Origin of the sequence: Acidobacterium sp. S8, from assembly GCF_009765985.1 — a bacterium.
Lineage (GTDB): Bacteria > Acidobacteriota > Terriglobia > Terriglobales > Acidobacteriaceae > Alloacidobacterium.
This window is the reverse complement of record NZ_LMUM01000027.1, coordinates 243,776-258,332: the sequence shown is the minus strand read 5'-3', so window position 1 is coordinate 258,332 and position 14,557 is coordinate 243,776. Positions and strand designations below refer to the sequence as shown.

Annotated in this window: 9 protein-coding genes; 4 read left to right on the top strand and 5 right to left on the bottom strand. The window is 54.6% G+C overall.

The genetic code is table 11. The features are described 5' to 3' along the window. Positions 1 to 28: 28 nt before the first annotated feature. Positions 29 to 454, top strand: a complete 426-nt coding sequence (locus tag GSQ86_RS11340) for a BrxA/BrxB family bacilliredoxin (RefSeq protein ID WP_158750044.1) — start codon at positions 29 to 31, stop codon at positions 452 to 454. A gap of 45 nt (positions 455 to 499) precedes the next feature. Here the strand turns inward: GSQ86_RS11340 and ligD are convergent, their stop codons facing one another. Further along, positions 500 to 3,208, bottom strand: a complete 2,709-nt coding sequence (gene ligD, locus GSQ86_RS11335; protein ID WP_158750043.1) for a DNA ligase D — start codon at positions 3,206 to 3,208, stop codon at positions 500 to 502. Between the two features lie 112 nt (positions 3,209 to 3,320). On the opposite strand from ligD, the gene glpK reads away from it, so the two are divergent. From glpK to GSQ86_RS11320, 3 genes are all read left to right on the top strand, one after another. Then, entirely contained in the window at positions 3,321 to 4,820 is a 1,500-nt protein-coding gene (gene glpK / locus GSQ86_RS11330) for a glycerol kinase GlpK (RefSeq protein ID WP_158750042.1), read from the top strand. Then, on the top strand, positions 4,817 to 6,382 hold the full coding sequence (locus tag GSQ86_RS11325; protein WP_158750041.1) for a glycerol-3-phosphate dehydrogenase/oxidase: 1,566 nt from the start codon (positions 4,817 to 4,819) through the stop codon (positions 6,380 to 6,382). The genes glpK and GSQ86_RS11325 overlap by 4 nt, the downstream gene beginning before the upstream one ends. Before the next feature lie 62 nt (positions 6,383 to 6,444). Next, the gene (locus GSQ86_RS11320) at positions 6,445 to 7,173 is read left to right on the top strand and encodes an MIP/aquaporin family protein (RefSeq protein WP_158750040.1); all 729 of its coding nucleotides are present in this window, start codon (positions 6,445 to 6,447) and stop codon (positions 7,171 to 7,173) included. Here GSQ86_RS11320 and GSQ86_RS11315 read toward each other — a convergent pair. The 4 genes from GSQ86_RS11315 to GSQ86_RS11300 are packed head-to-tail and all read right to left on the bottom strand — an operon-like array spanning position 7,170 to position 14,455. After that, positions 7,170 to 7,874: a hypothetical protein gene (locus tag GSQ86_RS11315; protein ID WP_158750039.1), complete on the bottom strand. Its 705-nt coding sequence runs from the start codon at positions 7,872 to 7,874 to the stop codon at positions 7,170 to 7,172. The two genes, GSQ86_RS11320 and GSQ86_RS11315, sit on opposite strands and share 4 nt — an antisense overlap. A 15-nt stretch (positions 7,875 to 7,889) precedes the next feature. Next, positions 7,890 to 9,116, bottom strand: a complete 1,227-nt coding sequence (locus GSQ86_RS11310) for a hypothetical protein (RefSeq protein ID WP_158750038.1) — start codon at positions 9,114 to 9,116, stop codon at positions 7,890 to 7,892. A 19-nt stretch (positions 9,117 to 9,135) separates the two neighbouring features. Next, the gene (treS, locus tag GSQ86_RS11305; RefSeq protein WP_158750037.1) at positions 9,136 to 12,447 is read right to left on the bottom strand and encodes a maltose alpha-D-glucosyltransferase; all 3,312 of its coding nucleotides are present in this window, start codon (positions 12,445 to 12,447) and stop codon (positions 9,136 to 9,138) included. Between the two features lie 13 nt (positions 12,448 to 12,460). Then, the gene (locus GSQ86_RS11300; protein ID WP_158750036.1) at positions 12,461 to 14,455 is read right to left on the bottom strand and encodes an alpha-1,4-glucan--maltose-1-phosphate maltosyltransferase; all 1,995 of its coding nucleotides are present in this window, start codon (positions 14,453 to 14,455) and stop codon (positions 12,461 to 12,463) included. Positions 14,456 to 14,557: the final 102 nt, after the last annotated feature.

Sequence of the window (14,557 nt, the reverse complement as noted above, 5' to 3'; positions counted from 1 at the left end):
TTTGGCCAGGCTGGAGGAACCAAAGCGAATGTACCCAGAGATTATGGTCATACCGATGCGCGAAGAGCTGGTGCGCGCAGGAATCAAGGAAGCGCGGACTGCGGAAGAAGTTGACGCTGCCCTGGCAAAGCCTGGAACTACGATGGTTGTTGTTAACTCGATCTGCGGATGCGCTGCTGGAAAGATGCGCCCCGGAGTTCGACTCGCATTGCAGAATGGAGTTGTGCCCGATCAATCGATTACGGTGTTCGCTGGACAGGACCGCGAAGCAACGGAACGCGCCCGTTCTTACTTTGAAGGCAATCCGCCGACCTCGCCCGCAATTGGCATTATGCGCGATGGAAAGCTTGTCTATCTCATGCAGCGCTTCATCATTGAGAACAACACGGCTCAGGCGATTGCTCAGGAGCTGGCACGCGCTTTCAACGAATTGTGCGCCAAGGCTACTGCCTGATTTTTGAGGACTGTAGAAAGCCCGGCTTAGGCCGGGCTTTTCATTTTATCCAGGATGCTTTACGAGTTGGGCTGCAGCACGTATGGCTTTCTCAGTAACAGATTGCCGCGTGGTGAGGATTTCTTTCCAGGGATCGTGCTTGAGACGCTTCTTCCACGTATCGAAGTTCACCACCGCGAAATCCGCTGGATTGCTTTTGCGGAGTTCTTCCCAGGTCATAGGGATTGCCACGCGCACACCTTTTCGCGCTCGCGGCGAATAGGGGGCGACGGCGGTCGAGCCGCGATCATTGCGCAGATAGTCGAGAAAGATGCGGCCCTTTCGCGCTGACTTTGTCATTTTCGTCAGGTAGCGGTCGGGATGTGCAGCTTCAAGCATCAGGGCAACATTGTGGGTAAAATCTTTTACGTCTGGCCATTCATGTTTCGGCTGGATGGGAGCTACGACGTGCAGACCTTTGCCACCGGTCGATTTGACGAAAGATTTGAGGCCCAGTTCCTTGAGCACATCTCGCACCTCAAGCGCACTGGCGGTGAGCGTCTTCCAGTCGATTTCGGCATCGGGATCGAGATCGAAGATGATTTGATCGGGCTTTTCCAGAGAGTCGTTCTTCGACCCCCAGGGGTGAATCTCCATTACGCCCATCTGCGCGAGAGCTACGAGGCCCTCGCGGCTCGATACGGTGATGTATTCCTCCGAGCCAGCTTCCTTCTTATTCGGAACGGAGACGCTGTCGATTCCTTTTGGAACACCCATGCCGATGTGCTTTTGAAAGAAGCAGGGTTTGCCGCTTCCCTCAGGGCAACGGACAATACTTAATGGGCGTTTCGCAATGTATGGCAACAAGTGATCGGCAATCTCGAAGTAATACTCAGCGAGCTGTTGCTTCGTCAGCTTGCTCTCTCCATCGAGTATCTTTTCGGGGTGCGTCAACCGTAAGCCATCTAATGAAACCGCGGCCTTCGGTGCTGGTTTCTCTTTCGCTGCTTTCGGCTCTTTCTCTTCCTTCGACACTTTAGGTGCAGGTCCACGGACGGGCTTCGGCAGAGATGTAGGCTCCTCGCGCTTGATCTCTTTTGCTGCCTTGTCCTCACGAAGGCCCTGGAATGACGCCTGCCTCACGCGATGATCGCCTGTCCATGTGGCGAACTGTACTTCCGCTACGAGTTCAGGTTTTACCCATATCGCATCTTTCTTCTCTGCTGTTTCCAGTTTTTCAAACGGGGCGCGTTCCTGGCGCATCGCATCCAGACGCTTGCGCAGGCTTCGTTGCGTCGCCTGCGTAAATCCAGTGCCGGTACGCCCGGCATAGATAAGCTTTCCGTTCTGGTAGTAACCAAGCAGCAGTGAACCGATACCGAGTCCGCCCTTGGTAGGAGGGGTAAAGGCGCCGATCACAAACTCCTGCTGATGCACGCACTTTTCTTTGAGCCAGCTCTTGCTGCGGCCAGAGACATAGTGCGATGTGGCCAGCTTCGAGACGATGCCCTCTGCGCCTACCTTGCAGGCATGCGCGAATGTTTCTTCTCCGTGAGCGCGGATATGCTGGCTGTAACGCAGGATGTTGTCGTCGTCCAACTCGCTCAGCAATCCTTCAAGAATCGACTTGCGCCGATCGAGCGGCAGGCCGCGCAGATTGTGTCCGTCGAGGTGAAGCAGGTCGAAACCGAAGTAGGTGAGATGGGCATGCTTCTCATTCTGAAAAGCGGCTTGCAAGTCAGCGAAGCTGGTCTTGCCCTCGCTATCCAATACGACGACTTCGCCGTCGATCAGTGCGCTTTTCACAAGGAGCTGCGTCGCTGTCTGTGCGATGTCGGGCATGCGATGCGTCCAATCCAGGCCGCCGCGGGTGTAGATTACCGCTTTGCGTTTTCCGGCGCTTTGTTCCTCTACATGAAGTTGAATGCGATATCCATCCAGCTTCAACTCGTGGAGCCAATCGTCACCTGCGGGCGGTGTTGATACTTGTGTTGCCAGTTGTGGAGGCATGAAGTCCGGAACCTTTTCCTTTGACGCGCCTTGCAACACCGCAGAACGATCTGGAGATTCAACCGCTTTTTCTTTTCTGGTTCTGGTGAGGCGCGAGCGGTTTTGCGTTCTTGCAGATGCTTTCGACTGCCAGACATGATCTTCCTGCGAACCGATGGCTTCTATGTCGCGTCCGGTTACAACACTATCCGGCTCGCTTTCCGTGATTGGCTCATCGTCTGCGCCGCGTTCATATTCATCGTGTTCCTTGATCAGCAGCCAGTTCGGCTTCGCCTCATGCGCGGCTTTGCCTCCCATACGGACGAGTGTCCACTTCCCTTTGAGCTTGTGGCCATGCAATATGAACTTCAGCCGTCCAGTACGAAAGCCTTCTTCGGCATCTTCCTGCGGCTCCCAGGTACCTTCGTCCCACAACATTACGGTGCCGCCGCCATATTGGCCTTTGGGAATGGTGCCTTCGAAGCCGCCGTATTCCATGGGGTGATCTTCTACCTGCACAGCGAGGCGTTTATCGCCGGTGTAGTAGCTGGGACCTTTCGCTACGGCCCAGCTTTTGAGAACACCGTGCCAGCCGAGGCGAAAGTCATAGTGAAGGCGTGTGGCGGCGTGCTTCTGGATGACAAACGGCAAGCCGCTTTCGCTCTCTTTTTTTGCGCCGCCGCTAGGTTCCGCGGTCAGGGAAAAATCGCGCATGGCTCGGTAGCGGGCTAATTGCTCGTCGACCGCGTCAGAAGGAGAAAGCTGCCGTGTCTTTTTACGGGGCATAATTTGTACCTGCCTTGCAGGATAGATTCCAGTTTCCTCCTGAAGGCTGCCAGCTTGCCACATAGCATCGTATCGTTGTCTACTCATGGGGCTGTCACTTTTTGAGAAAAAGATGCCTTATATTCTTTCGTTAGACCAGGGAACCACAAGTTCGCGCGCCATACTTTTTAATCAGGCCGGTGAGATCGTCGCCAGTTCACAGAAAGAATTTCAGCAGATTTACCCTGATTCCGGCTGGGTAGAGCACGATCCGTATGACATTTTGACCTCGCAGCTCAGTTCTGCGAGTGATGCGCTTATCCGCGCGGGGGCGCGTCCACGGGATATTGCGGCTCTCGGCATCACTAACCAGAGAGAGACGGTGATTGTCTGGGATCGCGAGACGAATAAGCCCGTCTATAACGCAATCGTATGGCAGGACCGCCGAACTGCGCATTTATGCCACAAGTTGGTTGAGGATGGGGCAGAAGACAACGTGCGCAGCACGACCGGCCTGCTGATCGATCCTTATTTTTCTGCCAGCAAAATTGCATGGATTCTGGATAATGTGTCGGACGCGAGAGAAAAAGCGGAAGCGGGCAAGCTGGCTTTCGGCACCGTGGATAGCTGGCTTATTTGGAATCTGACGAGTGGACATAAGCACGTCACCGATTACACGAATGCGTCGCGCACGATGCTGTTCAACATCATCAAGGGTGAGTGGGATGATGAGCTGTTGCGGCTTTTCAAGATTCCGAGACAGATGATGCCAGAGGTTGTGTGGTCGAGTGGCCAAGTCGGCGAAGTGACAACGACGCTCGGTCTCAGCTCTATTCCGATTGCCGGTATCGCGGGCGATCAGCAGTCGGCGCTCTTCGGGCAGCTATGCCTGAATGCCGGCGATGCGAAAAATACCTATGGGACGGGATGTTTTCTTCTACAGAATATCGGTGACAATTTTGTTTCATCGAAGCACCGGCTCATCACAACGCTCGTCTGCAGCCTTAACAAGAAGCTGGAATATGCCTTTGAAGGAAGCATCTTCATCGGTGGCGCAGTCGTGCAATGGCTGCGGGATAATCTGAAGCTGATTCGAGCCTCTTCCGACGTGGAGGCGCTCGCGCAATCGGTTAAAGGCTCGGATGGACTTGTGCTGGTTCCGGCGTTTGTCGGACTGGGAGCGCCGCATTGGGATGCGCATGCCGGTGGCCTGCTTATCGGTTTGCGACGCAGCACGCAGCCAGGACACATTGCACGCGCGGCTCTTGAGAGCATTGCCTTCCAAGTTGCAGACGTTATCGATGCGATGAATTCTGAATCGGACAATAAATTTGCCGAGCTGCGGGTAGATGGCGGCGCCGCAGCGAACGACATGCTGATGCAGTTTCAGGCCGATCTGCTGGGTATTCCGGTTTTGCGACCACCAGTGATCGAGACGACCGCGCTCGGAGCTGCGTACCTCGCAGGGCTGGCTGTCGGCTTCTGGAGCAGTCCGGAAGAAATCTGGTCGAAGCGCAGAAACGATACGCGCTTTGAACCTAAAACTGACAGCAAAGAGATGAAGGCAATGCGCCAACGCTGGCAGTATGCGGTGGAGCGCTCCAAGCACTGGACACAGGACGAACAAGCATGAACCGCGAGCAAATGATTGCACAGATTGCGCGCCGGGATACGCCCTGGGATATGGTCGTCGTCGGTGGCGGAGCTACCGGCATGGGCGTTGCCGTCGACGCAGCGACACGCGGCTTCGACGTGCTGCTGCTGGAGGCGAAGGATTTTGGCAAAGGGACGTCGAGTCGGAGCACCAAGCTTGTTCACGGAGGCGTGCGTTATCTGGAGCAAGGCAATGTATCGCTTGTCATGGAAGCACTGAAAGAGCGCGGACTGTTGCGGCAGAATGCTCCACACCTGGTCAGCGATCTGGCGTTTGTCGTCCCTAATTATTCCTGGTGGGAAGCGCCTTTCTACGGGATCGGGCTCAAGCTTTATGACATGCTCGCGGGCAAATATGGGTTTGGGAAATCGCGCATTCTTTCTTATGACGAAACACTTGAACGTCTGCCCACGCTGCAGACGGAAGGATTGCGCGGAGGGGTCGTCTATTACGATGGACAGTTTGATGATGCGAGATTGCTGATTCATCTGGCAGCTACCGCCGCCGATCACGGCGCTGTGCTGGTGAACTATATGCCGGTCACAGCGATACTCAAAGACGACGAAGGCTACGTAAACGGTGTGGTCGCACGCGACGACGAGAGCGGCACGGAATATAAGATTTCTGCGCAGGTTGTGATCAATGCGACGGGTATGTTCACTGACCGGATTCGCCAGATGGCTGATCCCGATGTTACGGAAATGGTCGAGCCCAGCCAGGGCATCCATCTTGTCTTCGAGCGCTCGTTTCTGAAGAGCGATGCTGCGATTATGGTGCCGCACACCAGCGACGGACGTGTGATGTTCGCCATTCCCTGGCACGGGCATACTTTGGTTGGGACAACTGATACGCCGATCGAACGGCCTTCTTACGAGCCGCGCCCATTCGAGCAGGAGATTGAATTTATTCTCGATACCGCTGCTCTTTATTTGAGCAGGCCACCGAAGCGCAGCGATGTTCTCAGTGTCTTTGTGGGCATCCGACCGCTGGTGAAAGCAGGCGGTGCGGCAGCCAAGACTTCTTCACTCTCGCGCGATCACACGATTCATGTAGATAATTCCGGCTTGCTTTCCATTACGGGAGGAAAGTGGACGACGTATCGGCACATGGCGGAGGATTGCGTGGATCACGCCATCACGCTGGGTCGGTTGCGAGAAGAACCCTGCGTTACGAAAACGCTGAAGATCCACGGCTATCGCGAGAATGTTGACGATCTCGACAGTCTCTGGGTCTACGGCTCGGATGCAGATGCGATTCGTGATATAGCCAGCAGCGAAACACGCCTGGCGGCTCCGCTGGATTCGCGGCTCCCGATGATTGGAGCTGAAGTTGTGTGGGCGGTACGGCAGGAGATGGCTCGCACTGTAGAAGATGTCCTGGCGCGGCGGACACGCGCTCTCTTTCTGGATGCCCAGGCTGCGGTGGCGATGGCACCCGCAGTAGCGCAACTAATGGCGGAAGAGTTGCATTATGGGGAAGACTGGGTAACAGCGCAGGTTGCTGAATTCAGGACGCTCGCGAGCCAATACAGTTTGCAATGACCGGGCACTATTCGAGATGCTACATTGCTTGCAATCAGGAAATCACAGGTGAATAAAATCGGATGAGGTCGCCTTTCTTTGGAGAATTCATGGGCACACTGGTGCTCATTCTGCTGGGTAATGGAGTGGTTGCTGGCGTACTTTTGAAGCGTTCGAAGGCAGAAAACAGCGGTTGGATGGTCATTGCTACCGGCTGGGCCTTCGCCGTACTTTGCGGCGTTTATACATCTATACTTTGCGGCAGCGCTGATGCCCATCTCAACCCAGCGATTACACTGGCAATGGCTGTCGAATCCGGCGATTTCAGCAAACTTGCTATTTATATTCCTGCTCAACTTTTAGGAGCATTTGCCGGAGCGACGCTGGTATGGCTCTATTATTTTCCTCATTGGAAGATCACGGAAGACGCGGAAGCAAAGCGGGCTGCATTCTGCACAGCTCCTGCGATTCGAAACCTCGCATCAAATTTCTTCTGTGAAGTGCTCGGCACAGCAGTCTTGATTCTCGTGGTCGGCGCAATCAGCTCGAAGCTCGTGCTATCAACCGGGCCCGCGGCGGGATTATCACCGTTTCTCGTTGGCTGCCTTATCTGGTCAATCGGACTATCGCTTGGAGGTACCACAGGGTACGCCATCAATCCCGCGCGTGATTTCGGACCGCGCATTGCGCATGCTGTTCTGCCGATTGCCGGCAAGACAAACAGCGACTGGAGCTATGCCCTTGTTCCTATTCTCGGGCCATGCTGCGGTGCAGTGCTGGCGGCTTTGTTGCTGCGCGCCCTGGGCGCTTAGAAATGATGCAGCTTTTCTTCCACCGGTATTTCTATGGGACGATTCGCTTCCTTCTCCAAGGAACGACTGACAAGATCACGTGAGCCCAGGCCAACAGCAAGGGCGAGGGCAAGCACAATGCCGCCGAAGAGGATGCCGAAAGCTAGATCAACAATCTCACCGCCGATGGCGAGGTGATCGAGCACCATAGCCGCCGTAAGAACGAACACCAGCCATCGAACGCCGGTTGCCAGCAGGCGTGCGTACTGCAGGTTCAGATTCACGGCGCTGATGAGAACACTCCGGGAGAGGAAGCGTCCGATGACTGTACCTAAGAAGAGCAAGACGACGGCGCCGATCACTCGAGGAAGGTAGGAGAAGACATAAGCCGAAATGCCTGACTCCGCCGACGCTGCTTCGAAGGTCGAGACGCCGACAAGAACGCCGATCACGACAAAGGACCAGAAGACGATGCGCGTCACCAGGATGGTTGGCGTCTGGCGTGGAGCCCATTCCGTCAGGGTGTTGGATCCGGCGTTGGTGCGCTCGTCAAACTTGACTGCATTCAACACCATCCGTGCCAGCATTGCTGCGAGCCACGCAATGACGAGAAAAATCAGCAGCACGAGCACAAAGGCGAGAATACCCGGCAGCAGCGTCGCTATCTTGGTGAAGACGCGCCCCATGGAATCCCGTAATGATTCTTCAATCTGCTGCCACATGACTCTTCTCCTTCACTACGGATTGAACCGGTCCGGCCATCTCCAGCGTGATACCAGATAAGGCTTGTTTTCTTCGTAGGCTTTTGCCAGCTGCTCAAGACGCTGCTCCGCGCCCATCGGCGATAAGCCTGCTACTTCTCCCGCATACGACGCTACCCAACCCAGATAGAGCGGCGCTAGTGCGCCCATCAAATGACCGCGGTTCATTGTGCGCAACCGATAGGCGAGAGCAAAGTCGTATACGATGCGAACCCACACCTCGTCGGGCATGCGAAACGATGCGGGATCGACGCGCGACATCTTCTTCAACTCGAGCAAGGTGACCGGCGGCAGAACAAGACTCCACACTTCCTGCAGGTTCCGAGAACCGAGCAGAAAGGAGTCGATCAGAGGTTTTGTGTCCACCGGTTCGCCATCGTTCCATTGCTGTCCCATGTCGCCAAAAGTTGCCGTTGGATGTGAGGCACGTATGCGCTGCCAGTAGGCGGCGGATGTTTCCATTTCAGAGAACGCCGATCCCACAAGGCTGGATAAGATGGTGCTCAGTTCCAGACCTTCTGTCTGAGTCGCGTGTTGGATATCCAGCCTCAACTGGCAAACCTGATAGTTGCTGAGAGCCGCCTGTATAGAAGGCCACAAAAGCGCTCCATCGCCAGCCGCGTGATGGGGACTGCTATCGCTCAACCTTGCAGCCATCTGGGCCGAGCAGCCGAAGTCAGGTGTCAAGGGAAACCGTACCCGCTGACCATACAATGCGCGTGTCAAGGGAGCGAGGATGCTGTGATTCAGCAATCCTTCGAATTTTCTGGAAGGATAGACGGGCAATACAAGGTCGCATCCCTTCTCAGCAATCGCCTGGAGAAAAAGTTCGAGATGTCGAGTGTCGAGGGTCGCCAGATCGCTGTGAAGCGAAAGACAAACCTTTGCGCCCATTTCTACAGCCATGGCACAAATCGTCCTTTGCGCCGTCGAGGCTATCGCCCATGGCAACAGCGACCGATCAGCTGCAGGTAACGAATATGGCATGAGACGAAATGCCGATTCCGCCGGGAGCGCTGCTTCTACCTCAGAGGCTCCGGGATACGCGACTACTACGTGCGAGCCTTGATACCCCTGTAGCTGCTGCACCTGCTGTTGCAGCTCACCCGCGTTCACAGCGCCGGCAATTCCGATCAGCAGGTCAACAGGGCCCGTGTGCTGTGTTTCGCTAAGCGTCTCTTCCTCAAGATCGCTTTTCGGCATCTGCTCTTCCTTCTATCTGCTATTGCAGCAGGGATAATATTCCGGTCAAGGGGATGCGCACCCACTCAGGCCGATTGTTCAATTCATAACCAAGCTCGTACAAGGCCTTGTCAAGCACGTAGGCATCGAGAATGAGCCGGAAGTCGTGGTCATCGCGCGGTATAACAGCCGATCCGGCTGCAGTCTCGCGATAAGCTCGCAGAAATTCTGCTGACACTGCACGTGTCCATAGATTAGCCCATGGTTCCATTTTCTGGTGGTCTTCCGGACGCCGCGCCACATGCCGGGCCAATGCTGAGAAGGCAGCGTAATGGAAGGAGCGCAGCATACCGGCGATATCTTTAATCGGCAGCTGCTTCTTTCGGCGTTCCGAGAGCGACCGGGCGGGCTCGCCTTCAAAGTCGAGAATGACGAAGTCGGCCCGGACCCGCAACACCTGGCCGAGATGGTAGTCGCCATGCACGCGCGTACGCTGCAGCCTGGAACGAACGGTATTCACATTCTGGAAACGTGCAGAAATCTCGCGTCTTCTGCTGATGACCAATCCGCCTAGCTCAACAGCGTCATCCGGCAGGCGAGAGAGATTCGTTTTCAGCAGGCTCATCGTGCGGAGCGCATGATCGGCAAGATCATGGCCCAGCGATACCAGTTCATCGGGTTCCAGAATTTCCGGGCGAAAATCTTCAATCTGCGATGATGCCAGCGCCAGATGCATCTCGGCGGTTCTGCGTCCCAGCGTAGCAGCAGCATCCAGATAGATGCCTGCGTGCTCTTTTATCAATTCGGATGCGGACTTTCCTTCGTTCTCAGAAGGCAGAGTAGCCAACGCGGAGGCCTCAAAATAACGCTCCAATTCCTCAAGCGTCCACGCCCAGCCATCGCCCTCATTCGCAACAAGACCCTGGAGCATCGCCAGCGTCGCTGATGTGCCGTCTTCCCGCTGGTATTCGATGGAGCCGCCGAAGGGTGCAATATGATGGAAGTCCGTGTGCTCGGTGAGAAAACGGGCGATCTCAGTATCGGGATTTGGGCCGAACTCCTGCTTGCGGAAGCACTTCATAATGAGTCGATCCTCATAGAGGATCGAGGTATTGCTCTGCTCGGCCGAACTGCGACGCGCATTATGAGGCATGCCCTTATTTTCCGTTAAAGACGGTAGCGTGCTGCTTGGAAAGCCTTCGATAATTCCCTGCGCGCCGGCAATTTTTTTCTTTCCGGTGATAACCGTCAGCAGTTCCAGACATACGCTCTCCTGCGTGAGAGCGTCGCACAATATTCCTTCGCCCTTTGCGTCGCGGATGGGAGTAACAACTGCGTTAGGGCTCGCTTCCTTCAGAAGCGAAGCTGCGTCGCCATAGAGAGTTGTAAGAGGCAGGAAATATGTCTCGTCTTCCCCTGCTTCATATTCCAACTTTGCGATGATGAGGGCTGAATTTCCGTCGTGAAAAGGAGCAAAGTCCAGAACTGATGCTGACCGAATATGTCTCGACTTCCCGCCAAACCATCTCTGCTTTCTCACAAATTCGGGCAGAATATCGTTCTTCAGCTTGTCGGCGTTTGCTCCGCCTAGCAATATCTCCCAATCGCCTCTTTGACCGGCTTCCAACATAACGATATCGTTGGTCTCCGCCGATTCATTCGGCGTATCTGCTGCAGGTTGAAGCTCTAACCAGAGAAATCCGTAGGGACCCAGCGTTAACGGATATGGCTGCTTCGTCACGGGAGGAAACTCGACGTAGCCCAGCATCTCTACTGGAACCGTCCCTTCAAATTCGGCGAGTTCAAGTTGCACTGGTTGTGCGAAGCGGGAAAGATTGGCCGCGCAAAGGACCTGCTCATTTCCGTATTGGCGGACATAAGCCAGAACTTTTCTGTTTGCAGATGGAAGGAACTTGAGTGTTCCCCTTCCGAAAACATGAAAGAGCTTGCGCAGCGCAATCATGTTGCGCATCCAGTTCAGCAATGAAGAGGCATCGCTCTGCTGCGCTTCTACGTTAATTGCCTGGTAGCCCCAGACCGGGTCCATGATGACCGGGCTATAGAGCTGCGCCGGATTCGCGCGTGAGAATCCCGCGTTGCGGTCTGCGGTCCACTGCATGGGGGTACGCACGCCATTCCGGTCGCCAAGATAGATGTTGTCGCCCATCCCAATCTCGTCACCGTAATAAAGGATCGGCGTTCCGGGAAAGGAAAAGAGGATGCTATTCAGAAGCTCGATTCGGCGGCGATTGTTATCGACGAGCGCTGCCAGGCGGCGCCGTATGCCGATGTTGATTCGCATACGTGGATCGGCGCTGTATGCCAGGTACATGTAGTCGCGCTCATCGTCGGTCACCATTTCGAGGGTCAACTCGTCGTGGTTGCGGAGAAACAATCCCCATTGACAGCTTTCCGGTATCTCCGGAGTCTGCGCCATGATTTCGGTGATCGGCAGACGGTCTTCCTGGCGAAGAGCCATGTAGATGCGCGGCATCAAGGGAAAGTGGAACGCCATGTGACATTCGTCGCCGTCGCCAAAGTAGGGACGCACATCTGTGGGCCACTGGTTTGCTTCTGCGAGGATGACACGGTTTTTATATCCCTCATCCATCGCTGCGCGAATCTTTTTGATGACTACATGCGTTTCCGGAAGGTTTTCGCAATTCGTGCCTTCGCGCTCGACGATGTAAGGAATGGCGTCGAGGCGCAGCGCGTCCACGCCCATATCCAACCAAAAGCGTAAGACTTTGAGAACTTCTTCCATCACCAGCGGATTGTCATAATTCAGATCCGGTTGATGTGAGAAAAAGCGATGCCAGAAATAGGCCTGCGCCACAGGGTCCCATGTCCAGTTCGACTTTTCGGTATCCGTAAAGATAATGCGGGCATCTTTATATTTCTGGTCGTTATCGCTCCAGACATAGAAATCGCGCTCAGGCGTGCCCGGCAGCGCATGACGCGCACGCTGAAACCAGGGGTGCTGATCGGATGAGTGGTTGATGACCAGCTCGATCATCACCTGCAACCCGCGCTGATGGGCTGCAGCCAGGAACGCTTTGAAGTCATCAAGCGTTCCATAGTTCGGATGCACAGTCATGTAATCGGCGATGTCGTAGCCATCGTCTCGCAGCGGCGAGGGGAAGAACGGCAGAAGCCAGAGGCAGGTCACTCCGAGGTCCTGCAGATAGTCGAGCTTTTGAATCAATCCGGGAAAGTCGCCGATGCCGTCGTTATTGCTGTCGGCAAAGGCGCGTACGTGCAACTCGTAAATGATCGCATCTTTGTACCAGTGGGGATCAGTTGCGCTACCGGCGCTTTTCGCACTTCTAAGTGCATTCAAATACGTGCTCATTTATCCCCGTCCGTTACAGGTAATAATCGAAATCTTTTTCTGACCGCACCCGACGCAATACGCGCAGGATATGCGCCGGAATCTTCGCAGGCGACAATTCAACGTAATTGCGCGAACCATGCCAGAGATAGCGTTCGTCTACCAGTTGATCATGCACCTGAAATGACTCGCGAAGATCAAGCCCTAGTTTTTCAAGGTTCAAGTTTACCCATCCCGCCTGCACATGATACGGATCGAGATTCACTATGGTGAGAATCGTATTGGTTTGTTCGAGGTTTCGCTTGCTGTAGCAGATGAGATAAGGATTATCCGTCTCGTGGAAATAAAGATCGTTGTTCAACTGTAGAGCCATGTTCTCGCGACGGGCGCGATTTACTCGCTCAATCAGCGACGCGAGACTTTTAGGGTCCTGAAGGTTCCACTGCTTCAGCTCATATTTTTCGGAATTGAGGTATTCTTCGCCGCCCGGCCTAGTGGGAACGTTTTCCAGCAGCTCGAATGCCGGCCCATAGATGCCGTAACTTGTCGCCAGAGTAGCAGCCAGCACTAAACGCGTAATAAAGGCCGGTCTACCCCCAATTTGCAACGATTCGGGCAAAATATCCGGGGTATTCGGCCAAAAATTGGGGCGAAAATACTCCTTTACCTCAGTGCTATTCAACTGCGTGAGGTATTCCGTCAATTCCTGTTTGGTATTACGCCAGGTGAAATAGGTGTATGACTGCGAGAAGCCCAGTTTTGCCAGCCGCTCCATGATTCGGGGCCGAGTGAAGGCCTCTGCAAGAAACAGGACTTCCCTGTTTTCCCGCTTGATCTCACCTATGACCCATTGCCAGAAAGGAAAGGCCTTCGTATGAGGATTGTCGACGCGGAAGATGTGGACGCCTTCTTTCACCCAATATGCAAAGACACCTTTCAGGGCATCCCATAAGCCAATCCAGTCTTCGCTCTCAAAATCGAGGGGATAAATATCCTGGTATTTCTTGGGTGGATTTTCAGCATATTGGATCGAGCCGTCAGCCCGCTTTTTGAACCACTCCGGATGCTCCGTTACCCAAGGATGATCGGGTGAGCATTGGAAAGCGATGTCCATGGCGATTTCCAGGCCCGAGGCTTTTGCCTTTGCAATGAGACTGCGAAAATCGTCGAGTGTGCCTAATTCCGGATGAATTGCTGTGTGGCCGCCCTCGGCCGATCCGATCGCCCATGGACTTCCTACATCGCCGGGCTCAGCGGTCACTGAATTATTTTTTCCTTTGCGAAAGCTCTGACCAATGGGGTGGATAGGTGGGAGATAGAGAACGTCAAATCCCATTTTCGAGATATAGGGTAAACGCGCCTCTACGTCACGAAAGCTCCCGTGTGTACCTGGAGTTGTAGAGCAGGAACGCGGAAACAGCTCATACCAGCTTGAGAAACGCGCTCGTTCGCGATCTACGGTGATGGCGAGCTCTTTATCGTAGCGCGTTTCCAATTCTGTATTCGGATAACGCTCCATCATATGGGCCAGGTCTTCATCCAGAGCAACGACTTTCGTATCTTCATCGCCACTTTTGGTTCGAAGGAGGCGGGCCCACTCTGTTAATTGCTTAGCGTCCTTGCCTTCCGCTCGCTGGGCAGCCTGCTCTACGAGCAGCCCGCCCGTTTGCAGCTCGAGTCGCACATCCTGCCCGGCGTCGAGCCGCTTCAAAAGGTCGCTGCGCCATGTATCGAAGTGATCCACCCAACCACAGAGCGTGTAGTAATACCGGCCCGGCTTTTCGACGCGAATGCTACCCTCCCAGCGATCATTTCCCAGAGGCTGCATTCTGATGGTGCTGAATTTTTCTTCGTTCTGGTGCCGAAACAATAACTGGCAGGCTACGTGGTCGTGCCCATCCCCAAAAACGTCCGCCTCTACCTGAACGGTGTCGCCTACGATCCGCTTAATTGGAAAACGTCCCCCGTCAATCTCAGGTTCAACGCCCTGGATAACGACCCGTTTTCTTCCATCTGATGGTTTCGTCATTTATCTACCGGTCTTGCTGAATTTCACGCGCAACATCGCCCTGCGAATACGCGACATCTCTTAAGAAGATGCCTATCTCAAGAAAATCGTTCGTCGTCGACG